This is a genomic window from Pantoea sp. S62 (assembly GCF_016658625.1).
In the GTDB taxonomy this organism is placed as follows: Bacteria; Pseudomonadota; Gammaproteobacteria; order Enterobacterales; family Enterobacteriaceae; genus Pantoea; species Pantoea vagans.
Genome location: NZ_JACVVI010000002.1, coordinates 214,500 through 232,825, shown reverse-complemented (window position 1 = coordinate 232,825; position 18,326 = coordinate 214,500). Strand labels below are relative to the sequence as shown.

The following is an 18,326-nucleotide window of genomic DNA, read 5'->3' as shown; positions in this document are numbered from 1 at the left end:
CATGCGCACCGTTTTAAATATTCTTAATTTTGTCCTGGGCGGCTTTTTCACCACCCTGAGCTGGCTGTTTGCCACCCTAATCAGCATCGTGCTGGTTTTTACCCTGCCGCTGACCCGCTCCTGCTGGGAAATTACCAAACTTTCACTGCTGCCATTTGGCAACGAGGCGGTACATGTTGATGTGCTGCGCCCTGAAAGTAAGAGCCACATAATGAATACCGGCGGGACCTTCCTGAATATCTTCTGGCTGATTTTCTTCGGCTGGTGGCTCTGCCTTTCGCATATCTCCGTCGGGATTGTGCAGTGCATCAGCATAATTGGTATTCCGGTGGGGATTGCGAACTTTAAGATCGCCGCCATCGCGCTCTGGCCGGTTGGCCGCCGGGTGGTGTCAGTGGAAGAGGCGCGTGCTGCGCGCGAAGCCAATGCCCGTCGCTATTAATACGATGTCAGATGCCGTGCCAGGCTGGCGGAAATATCTGTTTAACAGTACCTGGCGCTATCTGCTGCGGATCCTGTTTGCGCTGAGTGGCTGCGCTGCCATCCCCTGGTGGCTGCATCAGATTGAGTGGACGATCCCCCTGACGCTGGGGGTGGTCGCGGCTGCGCTGGCCGATCTTGATGATCGTCTGGCCGGTCGTCTGAAGAATCTGCTGATTACCCTGCTCTGTTTCTGCTTCGCCTCGGTTTCCGTAGAGCTGCTGTTTCCCTGGCCGTTCGCTTTTATTATCGGGCTGGCGATTTCGACCTGGGGCTTTATTCTGTTGGGTGCCCTGGGGCAGCGCTACGCCACTATCGCTTTTGGTGCGCTGCTGATTGCGGTCTATACCATGCTCGGCATCGGACTGTTCAGCCAGTGGTACATGCAGCCGATGCTGCTGCTGGTCGGTGCGCTGTGGTACAACCTGCTGACCCTGCTGGGTCATCTGATGTTCCCGGTCCGGCCGGTCCAGGAACAGCTGGCAGGAAGCTTTTCACAACTGGCGCGCTACCTTGATGCCAAGGCGAATCTGTTCGATCCCGATGCGGGCGAGCAGGATGATGCGGCGTTTATCGATGCAGCGATGGTGAACAGCCAGTTGGTGGCGCAGCTCAACCTGACCAAAACGACATTGCAGAGTCGCCTGCGCGGCGATCGCGGGTCGCGCGGCACCCGTCGCAGTCTGCACTACTACTTTGTAGCGCAGGATATTCATGAACGCGCCAGCTCTTCTCATCTGCAATATCACCTGCTGCGCGGCGACTGGCGCTATAACGAAATTCTGTTTCGCTTTCAGCGCCTGCTGAATATGCAGGCACAGGCCTGTCGCCAGCTGGCTCATTGCATCCTGATGCGTGAAAGATGGGTACATGACAGCCGCTTTGAGCGCGCGTTTGAACGTTTGCAGAAAGCGATTGAACGGCTTGAACAGCATGAGCCTGAGGCCCCGCATACCCGCGCGCTGTTCTGGCTGTTGCGTAACCTGCGTGCCATTGACGCACAGCTTGCTTCCATTGAATCAGAGCAGACGCTGGCCGGGGAAGATCCACAGCACAGTGACAATTTGCTGTCGCGCGAAGGGTTAAGTGGCTGGAGTGATATCCGGCTGCGCTTCAGCCGTCATCTCTCTCCCGCGTCGGCGCTGTTCCGGCATGCGGTTCGCATGTCAGTGGTGCTCTGTATTGGATACGGCTTCATTCAGATAACCGGACTGGAGCGGGGATACTGGATTTTGCTGACCAGCCTGTTTGTCTGCCAGCCCAACTATAACGCAACGCAGCGACGTCTTGCTTTGCGCATCGGAGGAACGCTGGCGGGGATTGCGATTGGTTTACCCGTTTTATGGCTGGTACCTTCCATTAAAGGGCAGTTAATCCTGATTGTGATTAGCGGCGTGCTGTTCTTCGCTTTCAGACAGGTGCAGTATGCACAGGCTACGCTGTTTATCACTCTGCTGGTGCTGCTTTGCTTTAACCTGTTGGGTGAAGGGTTTGAAGTCGCCCTGCCCCGCGTCGTGGATACCTTACTCGGTTGTGGTCTGGCCTGGCTGGCTGTCGCCTTTATCTGGCCTGACTGGCGCTTTCGTCAACTGCCAGCGGTGGCAGAGCGAACTCTGAAAGCGAACTGTCGCTATCTGGATGCAATCATGGAGCAATATCACCAAGGTAAAGATAACCGGCTTGCCTATCGTATCGCCCGCCGTGATGCGCATAATGCGGATGCTGAACTCGCCTCTGTCGTCTCAAACATGAGCAGTGAAAGTCGCACCAGCCAGAAGCTGCGTGAGTCAGCTTTTCAGTTGCTCTGCTCCAATCACTCATTTCTGAGCTACATTTCCGCGCTGGGCGCTCACCGCGATAAAATTACTGCGCCGGACCTGCTCACCTTACTGGATGATACGGTTTGCTATGTCGAAGATGTGCTCCAGACGGACGTGGTCAGCGATGAACATGTTGAAGCGATGCGCCAGCAACTGGCTCAGCGAATCAGCCAGCTGGCTGCAGATGCAGATACGCGTGCGCCGCTGGTGCTCCAGCAACTCGGTCTGCTGGTGGCATTAATGCCCGATGTGGCTCGCCTGCGCCGCACGCTTATTAGTGACTAGCTGTCACTGCTTCTGAGGTCCGGGTTTGATAAAAGCGTGCGCTGGAACCATGCATTCAGCTCCGCCCGGGTTGCCTGCGGCAGCGCAGCCGCATGGTGGCCCATAATAGCCCCCTGCAGTGCCAGTAATGTCTGAAACCCCACGTGCTGGTTGATCGCTTTTAGCTTCAGCCAGCACTGTTTGGCCCCTATCTGATAGAGATGATTGACGCTCATCACGCCCGCTTCAAAGAGCATCATTTCCAAGCGCACGCTGAGATTAGGCAAATCTTTCAGCCTTGGAGAGGCTTGCCTGTCCTGCAGCTCCAGCTGCGCCGTCTCTAAAGAGGCGGCAGAGAGCGCCAGCAGATGGTCAGAATCGCGCCATAATGTCTCATCAACCCGAAAGTAATTGAGGCTGACCAGTTTTCCCCGCTTGCGAAAAATTAAGGGTTGCAGCGGGCGATCGGCAATGTACTCGCGCAGGGGTTCACTGGCCCGCAGATAGAGTTCGTCTTTATTAATTAAGGCAAAAACCACACTTTCGACAGCCAGAGCGTACCCCCCAAACTGGGTGCGGGACTCTATCGGCCCTAACGGGGCCAGACGCGTTCTGGAGCGCTCTACGACTGGGTTCACCTTTTTCATTGCACCACCTCCATGTCAGAAATATTTCTTAAATTGCCTTGGGTATCAGGCAATTAGAAGATAGAAAAAAGTGTCAGCTGGTTCAATGAATAAATAGTGCTTCAACTAATCTTGTCGCGTTTTTGCGAGGCGTTTTCAGAAATTTGGGTTGATCTTTATCCAGGATGACAGTACTGTATATTCATACAGTAAACTGCTGGTGATTAACTTATGCGAACCCAACATCCTGATAATGCACGCTATGCTCATCATTACGCGTCCTCTTCCGTTCCGGCCTCTCAGGGCGGTGGAATTACTGAGTTACGCTGCAGTGAGCAGCCCGGTATGATGCAGATGCTGTTGTTGCCATTATTACAGCAGCTGAGTCAGCAATCACGCTGGCAGTTGTGGCTAACACCGGCACATAAACTGAATCGCACCTGGATGCAGGAGTCGGGATTACCGCTGGATAAAAGTATGCATATCGCCGATTCTGAACGTCTGAATGCGGTGGAGGCGATGGTCAAGGCACTACGCACAGGAAATTACAGTGTCGTTCTGGCATGGATTCCTTATGACCTTGACGAAGATGAGCGCCGTCAACTTGAAAATGCGGCGGCAGAGGGTGAGGCGCTGGGTTTGATTTTGCGGGCAAGCGGGACATCGGAAGCGCCTCTCAGACCGCAAAGTGCGATAAAAATTCAGTCGGATTTGTTTCATTAAGTAAAAATCAGAAGTTTCCCAAGCTATTTTTCTTATCTGTCGTCGCTAAACCACTGATTCTGTTAGTTCGAGCTGTGACAATGGTTTAGCAGGTTTTTAAGGCTTTTTGCTGCGACAATACTACCAGGCTAATTGTTAGAAATTGTGTATAAATCGCTGTTTTTTTACAGAAGCGCCTCACATCATACTTGTAAGTTTCCAATCTCGTTGTAGACTTTATCTCGCCAGGGTGCTCAATAACCTCCGTTTTTTGCGGTAGAGTCATAAGCGAGCGTTTTGACCCGGCGAAGGATTTAAACCAAGAGCAACCTTTTTGCTCATTGCCTATTTGGATGATAACGAGGCGCAAAATGAAAAAGACAGCTATCGCAATTGCAGTGGCACTGGCTGGCTTCGCTACCGTAGCGCAGGCCGCTCCGAAAGATGACACCTGGTACACCGGTGCTAAACTGGGCTGGTCTCAGTATCACGACACTGGTTACTACGGTAACGGTTACGAGAACAACAACGGTCCAACTCATGAAAGCCAGCTGGGTGCAGGTGCGTTCGTTGGTTATCAGGCAAACCCATACTTGGGCTTCGAGCTGGGCTATGACTGGCTGGGCCGCATGCCTAACAAAGGTACTGTGACTAACGGCGCATTTAAAGCACAAGGCGTTCAGCTGGCTGCTAAACTGAGCTACCCAATCTATGACGATCTGGACGTGTATACTCGTCTGGGCGGCATGGTATGGCGTGCAGATGCAACGCAGACTAACCCAACGACTGGCCGCATCAGCGACCACGACACCGGCGTATCTCCGCTGGCTGCAGTTGGTGTTGAATATGCACTGACCAAAAACTGGGCTACCCGTCTGGATTACCAGTGGGTTAACAACATCGGTGATGCACAGACCGTTGGTACCCGTCCAGACAATGGCATGCTGAGCGTAGGCGTTTCATACCGCTTCGGTCAGGATGACGTCGCTGCTCCGGCTCCAGCTCCGGCTCCAGCACCAGCTCCAGTTGTTGAAACCAAGCGTTTCACTCTGAAGTCTGACGTTCTGTTCACCTTCAACAAATCTACCCTGAAGCCAGAAGGCCAGCAGGCTCTGGATCAGCTGTACAGCCAGCTGAGCTCAATGGATCCTAAAGATGGTTCCGTTGTCGTACTGGGCTTCACCGATCGCATCGGTTCAGAGCAGTACAACCAGAAACTGTCTGAGAAACGTGCTCAGTCAGTCGTAGATTACCTGGTATCTAAAGGTATCCCTTCTAACAAGATCTCTGCACGTGGCATGGGTAAATCTAACCCAGTTACCGGCAACACCTGTGACAGCGTGAAAGGCCGTAATGCCCTGATCGATTGCCTGTCTCCGGACCGTCGTGTAGAAATCGATGTTAAAGGCATCAAAGACGTTGTAACTCAGCCACAGGCTTAAGTTCACACGTCATAAAAAACCCCGCTAAGGCGGGGTTTTTTTTATGCCAGTAATCGTTCCGTCAGCGCACACACTCTGAAATCCCCTGCTCGCTTACTCGCTCTCTGAACCCGATTTACCCAGAATTGCCTGCAAATCCTGCTTCAGACTCGACATCTGAGTAGCATATTTCTCTTTGCGTTCCGCATCTTCTATCAGCTGAACAATCGTTTCTGAAAGCGTGCAGCCGCGCCGCTGAGCCAGGCCTGCCAGCCGCTGCCAGACCAGATACTCCAGGTCTATCGATTTTTTACGGGTGTGCTGATGTTCAGCATTGAAATGGCGTTTCCGCCGGGCACGGATGGTCTGCTTCAGTCGGTTATCAAGATCGGAATGAATATGTTCAGCAATCCATTCATTCACCGTCACCGGATTGTTTTCCATCGCCAGCAGTTTATCCACTGCCGCCTGCGCCGCGCTTAACTCAAGGTGACGCGTGATCAGTTCACCTTCCCGATGTTTTTTCACCAGGTATTTCCACTTCCATCCACATTCAAGATTTTCGAGTTGCTGGTATTTCATCAGAATCTCATCGTGATCACGTAACGGGCTAAGAATAACAGCTTTTTTCCCGGATGCAGCAACGAAAAACATGCTGCCATCATCACATCTTCAGCAGGAAGTCTGCAGTGCTTAACAAGGGTGAATCCTGTATAATCTCGCTTTTCTTAAAACAGACAAATGCGATTATTTTGACCAGCACTCAACTTACGTGGCAGACCTTACAGCCGGATAGCGCACAATACCAATCCGTTTTCTCCCGAATTGCTGATGAAGAAACTGATGCTCTGGCAACGGTACAGCCCCGGTTGCTGAATGCGCTGGCGCATTTACATCACCAGACGCAAGGATTCCCGTTACTGCTGGTTCGAAGCCAGGAGAATCGCGATTATCTGACCTTTATCGTTCAGGCCGCGCAGCGGGTCATGACTGACAGTACCACTCTGTCTGGCGGTGATTACCATATCATGGCTGACAACGTCACGCTTCAGCCTCCTTCCGATCCGCAACGCCCATTCACCAGTCAGGGTGGTATTCACTTTGCTGAGTGGATTGAGATGGAGCAGTTATTTGGCTGCGTGCGCCAGTATAAAGATCGCATCCAGCTCGAGCCAGGGCTTATCCATCGCGCCAATGGCGGCACGCTGGTACTGTCACTGCGTAGCCTGCTGACGCAGCCGATTCTCTGGCTGCGCCTGAAAAAGTGTATTGAGCAAGGCTATGTTGAGTGGACATCTCAGGATGAACGCCGGCCGCTGCCTGTCTCGATTCCTCCGTTGCCACTCAATCTTAACCTGGTCCTGTGTGGCGACCGGGAAGCGCTGGCGGATTTTCAGGAACTCGACCCTGAAGCGCATGAAATGGCCATCTATACTGAATTTGAAGAGAACATTCAGGTTCTGGATGAAGATGACATGCTGGCCTGGTGTCGCTGGAGTGCTGAACTGGCGCAACAGGCGGGCCTGTCCCTGCCGGAAGCGGACTTCTGGCCAGAGCTGATTAAAGAAGGCGTCCGTTACAGCGGCGATCAGGATACGCTGCCACTCTGCCCGCGCTGGCTGCAGCGTCAGATGCGCGAGTCGGCCCTGATGGGCGATGCACTTGATGCCGAAGCGCTGCGTGATGCGCTTGAAGCGCGCTTGTGGCGCGAGAATTATCTAAATGAACGGATGCGTGATGAGATCCTGCTGCGACAGATTCTGATTGAAACCGAAGGCGAAGTGGTCGGTCAGATTAACGGCCTGTCGGTAGTGGAATATCCTGGCCACCCCCGCGCCTGGGGCGATCCCTCTCGTATTACCTGCGTGGTTCATCCCGGCGATGGCGAGTTCATGGATATTGAGCGCAAAGCGGAGCTGGGCGGCAACATTCATGCTAAAGGCATGATGATCATGCAGGCATTTCTGATCGCCGAGCTGGAGCTCGATCAGCAACTGCCCTTCTCAGCTTCGATGGTCTTTGAGCAATCTTATTCCGAGGTCGACGGTGATAGCGCTTCGCTGGCTGAACTCTGTGCCTTAATCAGCGCACTGGCGAATCAGCCGATCAATCAGCAAATCGCCGTGACTGGCTCAGTCGATCAATTTGGCAACGTACAACCGGTTGGCGGACTGAATGAGAAGATCGAAGGCTTCTTTGATATCTGTCATCAGCGTGAGTTGACGGGTCAGCAGGGTGTGATTATTCCTTCCTGCAACGTGCGTCATCTCAGTCTTAACCAGGCCGTTGTGACAGCGGTTGAACAGGGTCGCTTCCATATCTGGGCGATCGACCGTGCTGATGAAGCGCTGCCGCTCCTGACTGGTAAAATCTGGAGTACTGAAGATGGTCAGGGCGACTGCCTGCTGAATACCATCCAGGAACGCATTAGCCTGTTTAACCAGCCGGACGTGCCGCAACGTCCCTGGGCGCTCCGCTGGCTTAACTGGTTCAACCACCGTTAATCCGATTTGCTCAGCGTACAACTGTTCGCTAATATTCGTGATTCACTAAAACAAGGCTTATTGAAAACATGGTAGATAAACGCGAATCCTATACCAAAGAAGATCTGATTCTGTCAGGTCGTGGTGAACTGTTTGGCGAAAATGGTCCGCCGCTTCCATCTGGCAACATGCTGATGATGGACCGCGTGGTCAAAATGACCGAAGACGGCGGCAAATATGATAAAGGCTTTGTTGAAGCGGAGCTGGATATCAATCCTGATCTCTGGTTCTTCGGCTGTCACTTTATTGGCGATCCGGTGATGCCGGGTTGTCTGGGCCTGGATGCCATGTGGCAGCTGGTCGGTTTCTATCTGGGCTGGCTGGGCGGCGAAGGTAAAGGTCGTGCGCTGGGCGTGGGTGAAGTGAAATTCACCGGACAGGTCCTGCCAGAAGCGAAGAAAGTCACTTACCGCATTCATTTCAAACGCGTCATTAATCGCAAACTGGTGATGGGCGTGGCAGATGGTGAAGTGCTGGTTGATGGTAATCTGATCTATACCGCCAGCGATCTGAAAGTCGGCCTGTTTAAAGATACCGCCGCTTTCTAAGCGTTTCCCCCGGAAACAAAAACCTCCGCGCATGGCGGAGGTTATATTCCCTTTTCAGTGACATCCGGTTATGCAGCTACCGACCTGTCCTCCATGGCTTGTCGCCAACCTCCCAACCAGTGAGACTTAGCGTCAATCAACTGATACGGACACATCTCTTTTGAGCGTCCAGTAATGCCTGCCTGATAACCACGTGAATGGGCGCGTTCGAGGCGGTCTCGTTTCTGTCTCTTCATACTCCGTGTCCCTCATGTAAGGTCTGTGGAATCTGGTGGAAAGAAAAGTGGTGAATTAATGTTCAACCACCCTTATGTTCTACCTCCTGCGCACCCAAAGATCAATGCCCAATCTTCATGCCAGTGTCATAAATGTGACCTTAATCGGTAAAATTAAGGACGTTTTGTGATGCATACGCCAGCACTATCTTTCTGAATAAGATAATAAAAAAGCCCCTGAACAATGTCGATAAAGCACGACAATCGTTCAGGGGCTTAGCTTATTTATTCACATCAATCTTAATTTAACGCAACCACACTATTAGCAATCTTCTGTGCGGTCTGCTGCCAGCCCGCCGCCAGCGTTCTGACCATTGCATCGTAGCCATCTTCAGTCTGCGGCAGCACGAGGTTAAACGCCTGTTTGGTCAGACGACCCTGATGTTCCAGCGTCCATTCACCACTGACAATCGCTTTGCCATCGTAGCGTCCCTGGAAGCCTGTAATGGTTACATTCAGCGTGTCGTGCTGTGCGCCTAATGGTGATCCCGCCACTAATCGGCCAGGCAGCGCCTTGCTCAGATTAGTAATCAGCGTTTGCTGTAACTGCTGATCAAGCGGGCTGGCCCAAAGATTATTCGCGGCGATAACATATTTGACATCGCTGGTCTGGTAAACCAGTCCATTACCTGCCAGATAGTCCGGCACCGTCACCTGCTGCACCCATAACATCGGCTGCGCTTCATTCAGCTGACTGCTGGTGACCTGCATGGACGCCGCCCCGGAGGGCAGCTGATACCAGGTATTGTCAACGCTGCTGCTGCACGCACTCAACACCAGCGCGGCACAAAGTATCAATCCTTTTTTCACTGTTTCGCCCTCTTCGGCTGGGGATCCTGTCCCGGTTTCGCCTCAAATACCAGCGCATTGCTCTTGGTGTTTAGCGTTCTCAACACTGGCTGGAGTTCACGCAACACTTGATCCAGACGCTGCATATCGCCGACCAGCTTGCTGTAGGCAGGCGAACCTGGCTGCAGGCCCTTCATGCTGCGGTTCAGCTCGCGCAAGGTCTGCTGCAGATCTTCCGGCAGCGTTTTCATGGCCGGGCTGGCGGTGACTTTGTTGATGTTGTCGATTGTGCGCTGCAGATCACGCATCGTTTTCTGGCTCTCTTTCAGCGTACCCGTCGCTTCATTGACCATACCGTTCAGCGGCAGGCTGTTAATCTTATCCAGCGCCGCCATCAGCTTCTGCTGAATCTGGCTCAGGCCGCCGCTGACCGTTGGGATCACTTCATAGCCAGAAACTTTCTGCGGGCCTTTGTAGGCTGGCGCATTGTCATAGAAGTCGAGGTCGACATAGAGCGCGCCCGACAACAGGTTGCCGGTTTTCAGCGTGGCGCGCAGACCACGTTTTTTACCATCCTGCAGATGCTGCTCCAGATCGAAGTTCTCACCCAGTCGGCTGATAAAGCGATCCGGCTCAATGCGGATTAGCACCGGCACGCGGTAATCATTATTCAGCGCCTGATCCAGGCCCGCTTTCATCAGTGGCGCTTCCGAGACGGTACCCAGACGAATGCCACGGAACTCAACCGGCGCACCTGCTTGCAGACCGCGAATCGAGTCAGAGAAGAACATCACGTAGTCGATATGGTTGGTGTAGAGCGAGTCCTGAATGCTGCGCTGATCGTCAAACAGATGGTAGTCAGACTTGTTCTGCGCGGGCTCGCCCAGCTCCCAGCCATCCGGCACGTCAAAACTGACACCGCCGCTGAATAGCGTGGTAAGCGATCCCATTTCCACCCGCATCCCTGAGGCGGACATATCCACGGCGATGCCGCTGTCCTTCCAGAAACGTACGTTGGTGGTAATCAGGCGATCGTAGGGTGCAGCGACAAACAGCTGATAGGTCATCATACGTTTGTCAGTATCAAATACGCTGGTCTCAACCGTACCGACACGGTAGCCACGGAACAGCACCGGATCACCCGGATTAAGCTGGCCTGCCTTTTTGCTGTCCAGTACGATACGAATACCTTTGGCATCCGGTGGCGCTAACGGCGGCGCATCCAGCAGCTTAAATTGCTCGGGTGGCTGCTTTTTGGTGCCAGGCTGCAGTTCGATATACGCACCTGACAGCAGCGTGCCGAGTCCGCTGATCCCTTCACGTCCCACCTGCGGTTTCACTACCCAGAAAACGCTGTCGCTGTGCAGCAGTTTTTCCATGCCCGCATTCAGACGCGCTTTGATTTCCACATGGTGAAGATCGTCGCTTAACACCGCGCTCTCCACCACGCCAACATCGACGCTGCGACTTTTAATCGTGGTTTTACCGGCAACAATGCCTTCGGCATTTTCGGTAATTAAAGTGACTTCCGGCCCCTGATGGCTGAAGTGATAAAAGAGGATCCATCCGCCAATTAACAGCGTAACGATGGGGACAATCCAGACCGGCGACCAGCGCTTAATCTGTTCCACCTTTGCATGGCCGTGGTTAGTTTCCGTCAAGGCGCGACTCCTTCATATTGTTTTCGCGTACACGATCCCAGGTTAATCGCGGGTCAAAGGTCATGGCAGCGATCATGGTAATAATCACCACCATCGCAAACAATACTGCCCCCCACGCGGGATAAACATTCATTAATTGCCCCATACGCACCAGCGCAGAGAGCACGGCAATCACAAACACGTCGATCATTGACCAGCGGCCAACAAATTCGACCACTTCATAAATTTTATGCATCTTATGACTGTCACGCCGCCCGCGTCCGCTGGCATCCCAGCAGAGCCAGCCGATTGCCAGCATCTTCAGCGTCGGCACCATGATACTGGCGATAAAGATCACCAGCGCCACCGGATAGGAACCATCGCCCCACAGCACAATGACTCCCGCCATGATATTAGAGGGATAAGCCGTGCCAAGGGTTTCCGTCACCATGATCGGCAACAGGTTAGCCGGGATATAAAGCAGTATTGAGGTGAACAGCAGCGCCAGCGTCCATTGCAGGCTGTGCTTACGTCGCGCCTGGGCGGTGACGCCGCAGCGCGGACAGGTGTGCTCAGCTTCCGGCAGAATGGCGGTACAGCAGGGGCAGGAACGCAGGCCCTGCTCTAAACCACTGATGCCCACTTCAGGTGGATGAGGGATGGCGGGTCGCGGGGAAAGACTGTCCCACAAGTCCCGGCGGTCAACGCACTGAAAGGCGCGCAGCTGCAGCAAGCAGAACAGCACCCACGGCCAGAAGCTGGTTTCCAGTCCGATATCACCATAGGCCATCAGCTTGACGAAGCTGACCAAAACGCCTGCCATAAAAATTTCTGCCATGCCCCAGTTACGCAACTGAAACAGGATACGCGCCAGACCAGTTTTGAGGCGGACGGGCAGAGGGACCGGATTGACCAGCAGAATAATGGTGACCATGCAGAAGGCCGGAACCGCCTGCACAAACAGCAGAAACAGTGTCGCCAGGCTGCTGTAATCTTCCGTCACCATGACCTGGGGGATCTGCGACAGCGTAATCTGGCTGGTCAACCCCGCCACTTTCATGGAGACAAAAGGAAACAAATTTGCCAGCAGCAGCATAAACAGCGCCGCCAGCGCATAGCCCGTCGGCCGTTTACGCGGCTCGTGCCAGTTAGCCGTCAGAGAGGTGTGGCAGCGCGGGCATGACGCACGGCTGCCAACGGGAATGTCCGGCAGCTTAATCATTAAATCGCATTGTGGACAGAGCATCCACGCGTTACTTTTCACTGCTGAACACATCCGTTAGCCCTGCCCTACGCGCCGTTTTTCAGTGACTCAAGCTCTTCCCAGCGCGCAAAAGCGGTTTCCAGCTCCTGCTCAGCCTGCGCCAGATTATCCAGCACCGGTTGCGTCTGATCGTGTGACTGACTGAAGAAGTCCGGGTGACTCATCTTCGCCTGCAGTTCACCGATGCGCGCTTCCAGCTGCTCCAGTTTTTGCGGCAGCTGTTCCAGCTCACGCGCCAGATTGTAGCTGAGCTTATTCACGTTACGCTTCGCTTCACTCTTATCGGCGGCTGGCTTCGCGCTATTCGCTGTCGCTTTAGCCGGTGAAGCAGACCTGTGCTGCCGGTAAGCGGCGCGCTGCTGCTGCGCATCGTGATAACCGCCCACAAAGGTACCGATTTCGCCGTTGCCTTCAAAAATCCAGCACTCGGTGACCGTATTGTCGACGAACTGACGATCGTGGCTCACCAGTAACACAGTGCCCTGATAACCATCAATCAGCTCTTCCAGCAGTTCCAGCGTTTCGACGTCGAGGTCGTTGGTTGGTTCATCCAGAATCATCAGGTTGCTGGGACGCAGGAACAGACGCGCCAGCAGCAGACGGTTACGTTCCCCACCGGAAAGCGCACGCACCGGCGTCATCGCACGTTTTGGATGGAACAGGAAGTCCTGCAGATAGCCCAGCACGTGGCGCGGTTTGCCGTTGACCAGCACCTCCTGCTTGCCTTCAGCCAGGTTGTCCATCACGGTGCGATCCGGATCCAGTTCAGCGCGATGCTGGTCAAAGTAAGCGACTTCCAGCTTGGTGCCGGAATGTACGCGGCCGTGATCGGCTTTCAGCTGCTGCAGCATCAGGCGCAGTAAGGTCGTTTTACCGCAACCGTTCGGCCCGATCAGCGCAATTTTATCGCCTCGCTGAACCTGGGTTGAGAAATCCTTCACCAGCGTTTTGCCGCCCACCGCGTAGTCAACATTTTCCAGCTCGAACACAATCTTGCCGGAACGGGACGCTTCGCCCACCTGCATGTTGGCTTTGCCCATGACTTCACGACGTTCTGAGTGTTCGCGACGCAGCGCTTTCAGCGCGCGCACACGACCTTCGTTACGGGTACGACGGGCTTTGATGCCCTGACGGATCCACACCTCTTCCTGCGCCAGCTTGCGGTCGAATTCGGCGTTCTGCATCTCTTCAACGCGCAGCGCTTCTTCTTTGCCTTCCAGATAGAGATCGTAGTTGCCCGGCCAGGAGACCAGCTTGCCACGGTCAAGATCGACAATACGCGTCGCCATGTTGCGGATAAACGAACGGTCATGCGAAATAAAGACGATGCTGCCGCTGAAGTTTTTCAGGAAGGTTTCCAGCCAGTCGATCGTTTCGATATCGAGGTGGTTGGTTGGCTCATCCAGCATCAGCACACGCGGGTTGCTCACCAGCGCACGGCCCAGCGCCGCCTTACGCAGCCAGCCGCCAGAGAGCGACGACAGCTCGGTATCGGGCTGCAGACCAATCTGCTCCAGCACGTCATGGATGCGGCTCTCCAGCTGCCACAGGTTCTGATGGTCAAGAATGCTTTGCAGTCGCGCCATCTCATTGAGGTTTTTATCGCTGGGATCTTCCATCACCACATGGGAAATGGCGTGATAGGCTTTCAGATGCTCAGCCTGCTCTTCAACGCCCTCAGCCACGAAGTCGTAGACCGAACCGGTAATATTGCGCGGGGGATCCTGCTGCAGACGCGCCACCACCAAGTCAGTTTCATAAATGATGCGGCCATCATCCAGTGGCTGTTCGCCATTGATGATTTTCATCAGCGTGGATTTACCCGCTCCGTTACGGCCCACCAGACAGACGCGTTCGTTCTCTTCGATGTGCAGCTCGGTATTGTCTAACAGCGGCGCATCGCTGAAGGAGAGATAAGCGCCGTGGATACTGATTAATGACATGTAATCTTATTCCTTACCGGCATGAGTGATCAGCCAGCAGTTGTGAATCTGACGGTTACGCGCGAAGTCCTGCGACTGCGTTTTCTGGGTAATATCCTGCGCCTGCAGGCCCAGTGCTTTCAGACCATCCATGTCCATTTTGAAACCACGTTTGTTATTGGAGAACATGATGGTGCCGCCGCGACGCAGAAGGCGTTTCAGGTTACGCATCAGCATCATATGATCGCGCTGAACGTCGAAGCTCTCTTCCATACGTTTTGAGTTGGAGAAGGTTGGCGGATCGATAAAGATCAGGTCAAAATTCTCATCACTCTCATTCAGCCAGCTCAGGCAGTCCGCCTGCATCAGGCGGTGCTGACGCCCGGTCAGTCCGTTAAGACGCAGGTTGCGCTCCGCCCACTCCAGATAGGTACGCGACATATCTACCGTGGTGGTTGAACGCGCCCCCCCCAGACCGGCATGCACACTGGCGGTGCCGGTATAGGCAAACAGGTTCAGGAAATCTTTGCCCTGACTCATCTGACCGAGCATTTTACGGGCAATGCGGTGATCGAGGAACAGGCCGGTGTCGAGATAGTCGGTCAGGTTCACCCAGAAACGCGCATTAAATTCTTTAACTTCGAAATAGTCGCCCTTCTCGCTGAGCTTCTGATACTGCGCTTTGCCTTTCTGGCGCTCACGCGTTTTCATAATCAGACGGTCAGCAGGCAGCTGCAGTACGCTCAGTGTCGCGCTGATAACATCGAACAGGCGCTGACGCGCTTTATTCGGATCGATGGTTTTCGGTGGCGCGTATTCCTGAATAATGACCCAGTCACCATAGCGATCGACAGCAACGTTGTAGTCTGGCAGATCGGCATCATAAATGCGGTAGCATTCAATGCCTTCCTGACGCGCCCACTTCTCCAGCTTCTTCACATTTTTACGCAGACGGTTTGCGTAATCTTCCGCAATCTGTCCCGCGCTTTCATGGCTGTTAACCGCCAGCTGATAGTTTTTCTGCACGCAATCCAGCGGACCGTTCTTCGCTTTGAACTGGCGATCGGCACGTAGTTGCAGGCAGCTCAGCAGTTCAGGCGAGGCGCTGAAAAGCGACAGGTTCCAGCCACCAAAATGCTGCTTCATCAGACGTCCGAGCTGGCTGTGCAGCGCAATCAGCGCCGGTTCGCTCTCCAGACGTTCACCGTATGGCGGGTTACTCAGCACTGTGCCGTGAACCGCCGGATCGAGCGGATTGGTCAGTTGCAGCAGGTCCTGTTGCGCAAACGTAAAGAGTTCAAAGACGCCAGCACGACGGGCATTCGCCTGCGCCCACTCCAGCACCCGGCCATTGTTGTCATAACCAAAAAAGCGCGCCTGAGTCGCCGCCGTACCCGCGCGGGCACGGTTCTGTGCCTCGGTTTTAACGTCCTGCCACAGCGCAGCATCAAACTTGTTCCAGGCAGTAAAGCCCCAGTGTTTACGCAGCAGGCCAGGTGCCCGATCGCAGGCGATCAGCGCCGCTTCAATCAGCAGCGTGCCCGAACCACACATCGGGTCGATCAGCGGCGTAGTCGGCTCCCAGCCAGAACGCAGCACAATTGCCGCCGCCAGGGTCTCTTTTAACGGAGCCTGACCGGTCTGCTGGCGATAGCCGCGCTGATGCAGTGAGGTGCCGCTGAGATCCAGCGCAATGCTGGCGCGATCGTCATTCAGCCAGACGTTAACACGGATATCTGCCTGCTCACGATCGACATTTGGCCGTTCAAGATTCTGACGGGTAAAGCTGTCCACGATGGCATCTTTGACTTTCAGCGCGCCGAACTGGCTGTTACGAATCGAATCGTTGGTGCCGCTGAAATGCACGACGAACGTTTTGTCGCTGCCGAACATCGACGGCCAGTCCACGCTCTGTACACCCAGATAGAGATCGAGATCGCTGTAGACGCCAAACTCTCCCAGCGGCAACAGGATGCGTGATGCTAAACGACTCCACATCAGGCTTTGGTACATGGCGCGATCGTCGGCTTCGTAGTGAACGCCTCCCTGCACCACTTGCAAATCCTGCGCGCCCAGCGCGTCCAGCTCACTTTTTAACAGCTCTTCGAGCCCACGCGCCGTGCTGGCAAACAGAGAATTCATATCGTCACTTTTTAACTCTTGAGAAAATTGTCGCGCATTATAGCGAATCGGAGACCTATGTCATAAAGTTAGCTTCTTTTGTGTCGCGCGTCGGGTTCAAGGAGAACACCATGATCACGCTTTCCCGCTTATTTATTCATCCTGTGAAGTCAATGCGGGGATTAGCGTTGTCACATGCGCTGGTCACTGACAGCGGACTGGCATTTGATCGGCTGTTTATGGTGACCGAACCCGATGGCACCTTTATTACTGCACGTCAGCACCCGGAGATGGTGCGCTTTACGCCCGCGATCCTGCCGGATGGCCTGCTGCTGGCCGCGCCGGATAGCAGCCAGTCCCTGATCCGCTTCAGCGATTTTAGTGAGCAGGATCATCCCACCGAAGTCTGGGGCAACCACTTTACTGCGCGTATTGCCCCCCAGTCGATTAATCAGTGGCTGAGCCAGTTCTTCCCGCGCGACGTTCAGCTGCGCTGGGTCGGGCCGCAACCGACTCGCCGGGTCAAAAAGTTTGATCATATTCCGCTGAGCTTTGCCGATGGCTTTCCGTTTTTACTGATCAACAACGCGTCGCTGCACGATCTGCAACAGCGCTGCCCGGCCAGCGTCCGTGCCGAACAGTTTCGCCCGAACCTGATCGTCAGCGGCGCGGCCGCTTGGGATGAGGATAGCTGGGCAGAGATTCAGATCGGCGACGTCATTTTTGAGGCTCCCAAGCCATGCAGTCGCTGTGTGCTAACCACGGTCAGCACCGAGACCGGACTCAAGCATCCCACCGGTCATCCGCTGGCGACGCTACAGACGTTCCGCACTGCTCAGGATGGCAGTGGAGATATCGATTTCGGTCTGAACTTAGTGGCGCGTAACAGTGGCGTGGTGCGTGCGGGTGATGAAATGATCGTCCTTAAACGTCATGCGCCGCGCAGCTATGGTGCCGGCGAAGTGGTCGAAACGCTGAAACCACAGCAACAGGCACAGGATGCCGTGACCATCACCTTTCAGGGCAAGACCTTTACCGGGGATAATCAGCAGATATTACTGGATCAGCTGGAGATGCAGGGCTTTCGCATTCCTTACTCCTGTCGGGCAGGTCTGTGTGGTAGCTGCAAGCTGAGTCTGGTAGCCGGTGAAGTAAAAGCGCTTAAACAGAGTGCCCTGCGTCAGGACGGCACCCTCTTAAGCTGCAGCTGTATTCCGGCAGGTGATATAGAAGTGAAGTAATCAGACCGCGCGGGCGTAGTGCGCGACATCCTGGTACCAGGGCTGCAGGCGGTCGTTCATCACCTTAATGGCATCGCCGAGCACCATATTTTTACCGGCCAGGGTTAAACCTGGCTGCGCCAGCAGGCAAAGCGCCGCATTATTACCACTCTCAACCACCAGCAGACGTGCCAGCGTCCCCTCTTCGGCCAGCGTAACCTGTACCATTTCACCGGGACGGGGCTGCATTGCCGGGGCATGCGAGGTGAAATGCCAGCTTTTCGGCATCAGGGGTTTGAGGAAGCGCGCGGCGACCAGCGCATTCAGCACCAGCTCAGCACGATGGCTGCCACTAAGTTTGCACTGACGACAGGTCTCTTCAAAGGTGTAATACAAAGCGGCATCATCGACACAGAAACCCGATTCAGTGAACGCGTCCGGCGTGAGCATTTTGCGGGAAAAGCGGGAACGGAAAAGCATCCCGTCAGCCAGGTCGAGCATCATTCGGTCGTGGCTGCTATCAAAATACCAGCGCCAGTTATCATCGGGTTTAATTTTCATCGTGTGCCCTGTATTTACCGCTACGCCAAAAATCGCGCAGAATTCAGCGAAAAAAGAAACATAAGGAAAAGCTGAAAAAGCATGCAACAGGACAAAATATAAACGAGCCGAGGGGATAAATAAACCCCCC

General features: G+C 54.3%; 16 protein-coding genes. 7 read left to right on the top strand and 9 right to left on the bottom strand.

The window, feature by feature from the left end; translation table 11 throughout:
- Position 1: 1 nt before the first annotated feature.
- On the top strand, positions 2 to 442 hold the full coding sequence (locus IBT54_RS03545) for a YccF domain-containing protein (protein WP_013357358.1): 441 nt from the start codon (positions 2 to 4) through the stop codon (positions 440 to 442).
- A complete protein-coding gene (gene yccS, locus IBT54_RS03540) occupies positions 426 to 2,585 on the top strand; it encodes a YccS family putative transporter (RefSeq protein ID WP_201251722.1) in 2,160 nt (719 codons plus the stop codon). The genes IBT54_RS03545 and yccS overlap by 17 nt, the downstream gene beginning before the upstream one ends.
- On the opposite strand, the gene IBT54_RS03535 is transcribed toward yccS, so the two are convergent.
- Entirely contained in the window at positions 2,582 to 3,211 is a 630-nt protein-coding gene (locus IBT54_RS03535; protein ID WP_147788431.1) for a TfoX/Sxy family DNA transformation protein, read from the bottom strand. The genes yccS and IBT54_RS03535 overlap by 4 nt on opposite strands.
- A 210-nt stretch (positions 3,212 to 3,421) precedes the next feature.
- Between IBT54_RS03535 and sulA the strand changes: the two genes are divergently transcribed.
- Both sulA and ompA read left to right on the top strand, forming a co-directional pair.
- Positions 3,422 to 3,913, top strand: a complete 492-nt coding sequence (gene sulA, locus IBT54_RS03530; RefSeq protein ID WP_013357355.1) for an SOS-induced cell division inhibitor SulA — start codon at positions 3,422 to 3,424, stop codon at positions 3,911 to 3,913.
- A gap of 350 nt (positions 3,914 to 4,263) precedes the next feature.
- Entirely contained in the window at positions 4,264 to 5,334 is a 1,071-nt protein-coding gene (ompA, locus tag IBT54_RS03525) for a porin OmpA (RefSeq protein WP_013357354.1), read from the top strand.
- Positions 5,335 to 5,427: 93 nt separating this feature from the next.
- On the opposite strand, the gene matP is transcribed toward ompA, so the two are convergent.
- Entirely contained in the window at positions 5,428 to 5,895 is a 468-nt protein-coding gene (matP, locus tag IBT54_RS03520) for a macrodomain Ter protein MatP (protein WP_143813132.1), read from the bottom strand.
- 53 nt (positions 5,896 to 5,948) lie between these two features.
- Between matP and IBT54_RS03515 the strand changes: the two genes are divergently transcribed.
- Together IBT54_RS03515 and fabA are read left to right on the top strand one after the other, a co-directional pair.
- The gene (locus IBT54_RS03515; RefSeq protein ID WP_201251581.1) at positions 5,949 to 7,817 is read left to right on the top strand and encodes a Lon protease family protein; all 1,869 of its coding nucleotides are present in this window, start codon (positions 5,949 to 5,951) and stop codon (positions 7,815 to 7,817) included.
- 68 nt (positions 7,818 to 7,885) lie between these two features.
- Complete coding sequence (fabA, locus tag IBT54_RS03510) at positions 7,886 to 8,404, top strand: bifunctional 3-hydroxydecanoyl-ACP dehydratase/trans-2-decenoyl-ACP isomerase (RefSeq protein WP_008925876.1); 519 nt, start codon at positions 7,886 to 7,888, stop codon at positions 8,402 to 8,404.
- 68 nt (positions 8,405 to 8,472) lie between these two features.
- On the opposite strand, the gene rmf is transcribed toward fabA, so the two are convergent.
- The 6 genes from rmf to rlmKL form a co-directional block, all read right to left on the bottom strand.
- Complete coding sequence (gene rmf / locus IBT54_RS03505; protein WP_008925875.1) at positions 8,473 to 8,640, bottom strand: ribosome modulation factor; 168 nt, start codon at positions 8,638 to 8,640, stop codon at positions 8,473 to 8,475.
- 279 nt (positions 8,641 to 8,919) lie between these two features.
- A complete protein-coding gene (pqiC, locus tag IBT54_RS03500) occupies positions 8,920 to 9,489 on the bottom strand; it encodes a membrane integrity-associated transporter subunit PqiC (RefSeq protein WP_013357351.1) in 570 nt (189 codons plus the stop codon).
- Positions 9,486 to 11,129, bottom strand: coding sequence for an intermembrane transport protein PqiB (gene pqiB / locus IBT54_RS03495; RefSeq protein WP_095707426.1), 1,644 nt, complete (start codon positions 11,127 to 11,129; stop codon positions 9,486 to 9,488). The genes pqiC and pqiB overlap by 4 nt, the downstream gene beginning before the upstream one ends.
- Positions 11,116 to 12,384: a membrane integrity-associated transporter subunit PqiA gene (pqiA, locus tag IBT54_RS03490; protein WP_013357349.1), complete on the bottom strand. Its 1,269-nt coding sequence runs from the start codon at positions 12,382 to 12,384 to the stop codon at positions 11,116 to 11,118. The genes pqiB and pqiA overlap by 14 nt, the downstream gene beginning before the upstream one ends.
- A gap of 14 nt (positions 12,385 to 12,398) precedes the next feature.
- The gene (locus IBT54_RS03485; protein WP_201251580.1) at positions 12,399 to 14,315 is read right to left on the bottom strand and encodes an ABC transporter ATP-binding protein; all 1,917 of its coding nucleotides are present in this window, start codon (positions 14,313 to 14,315) and stop codon (positions 12,399 to 12,401) included.
- Between the two features lie 6 nt (positions 14,316 to 14,321).
- Complete coding sequence (gene rlmKL, locus IBT54_RS03480; protein ID WP_033782537.1) at positions 14,322 to 16,436, bottom strand: bifunctional 23S rRNA (guanine(2069)-N(7))-methyltransferase RlmK/23S rRNA (guanine(2445)-N(2))-methyltransferase RlmL; 2,115 nt, start codon at positions 16,434 to 16,436, stop codon at positions 14,322 to 14,324.
- Between the two features lie 110 nt (positions 16,437 to 16,546).
- Here rlmKL and IBT54_RS03475 point away from each other — a divergent pair, with 110 nt between their 5' ends.
- On the top strand, positions 16,547 to 17,656 hold the full coding sequence (locus IBT54_RS03475; RefSeq protein ID WP_201251579.1) for a YcbX family protein: 1,110 nt from the start codon (positions 16,547 to 16,549) through the stop codon (positions 17,654 to 17,656).
- Here the strand turns inward: IBT54_RS03475 and IBT54_RS03470 are convergent, their stop codons facing one another.
- Positions 17,657 to 18,196 (bottom strand): cell division protein ZapC, encoded by a 540-nt coding sequence (locus tag IBT54_RS03470; protein ID WP_013357345.1) that lies wholly within the window; start codon positions 18,194 to 18,196, stop codon positions 17,657 to 17,659. It lies immediately after the preceding gene.
- Positions 18,197 to 18,326: the final 130 nt, after the last annotated feature.

Excerpts from the sequence above, each read along its gene's own strand:
- IBT54_RS03545 (WP_013357358.1), top strand. The coding sequence starts at position 2 with ATGCGCACCGTTTTAAATATTCTTAATTTTGTCCTGGGCGGCTTTTTC.
- yccS (WP_201251722.1), top strand. The coding sequence starts at position 426 with ATGCCCGTCGCTATTAATACGATGTCAGATGCCGTGCCAGGCTGGCGG.
- IBT54_RS03535 (WP_147788431.1), bottom strand. The coding sequence starts at position 3,211 with ATGAAAAAGGTGAACCCAGTCGTAGAGCGCTCCAGAACGCGTCTGGCC.
- sulA (WP_013357355.1), top strand. The coding sequence starts at position 3,422 with ATGCGAACCCAACATCCTGATAATGCACGCTATGCTCATCATTACGCG.
- ompA (WP_013357354.1), top strand. The coding sequence starts at position 4,264 with ATGAAAAAGACAGCTATCGCAATTGCAGTGGCACTGGCTGGCTTCGCT.
- matP (WP_143813132.1), bottom strand. The coding sequence starts at position 5,895 with ATGAAATACCAGCAACTCGAAAATCTTGAATGTGGATGGAAGTGGAAA.
- IBT54_RS03515 (WP_201251581.1), top strand. The coding sequence starts at position 5,949 with ATGCAGCAACGAAAAACATGCTGCCATCATCACATCTTCAGCAGGAAG.
- fabA (WP_008925876.1), top strand. The coding sequence starts at position 7,886 with ATGGTAGATAAACGCGAATCCTATACCAAAGAAGATCTGATTCTGTCA.
- rmf (WP_008925875.1), bottom strand. The coding sequence starts at position 8,640 with ATGAAGAGACAGAAACGAGACCGCCTCGAACGCGCCCATTCACGTGGT.
- pqiA (WP_013357349.1), bottom strand. The coding sequence starts at position 12,384 with ATGTGTTCAGCAGTGAAAAGTAACGCGTGGATGCTCTGTCCACAATGC.
- IBT54_RS03485 (WP_201251580.1), bottom strand. The coding sequence starts at position 14,315 with ATGTCATTAATCAGTATCCACGGCGCTTATCTCTCCTTCAGCGATGCG.
- rlmKL (WP_033782537.1), bottom strand. The coding sequence starts at position 16,436 with ATGAATTCTCTGTTTGCCAGCACGGCGCGTGGGCTCGAAGAGCTGTTA.
- IBT54_RS03475 (WP_201251579.1), top strand. The coding sequence starts at position 16,547 with ATGATCACGCTTTCCCGCTTATTTATTCATCCTGTGAAGTCAATGCGG.
- IBT54_RS03470 (WP_013357345.1), bottom strand. The coding sequence starts at position 18,196 with ATGAAAATTAAACCCGATGATAACTGGCGCTGGTATTTTGATAGCAGC.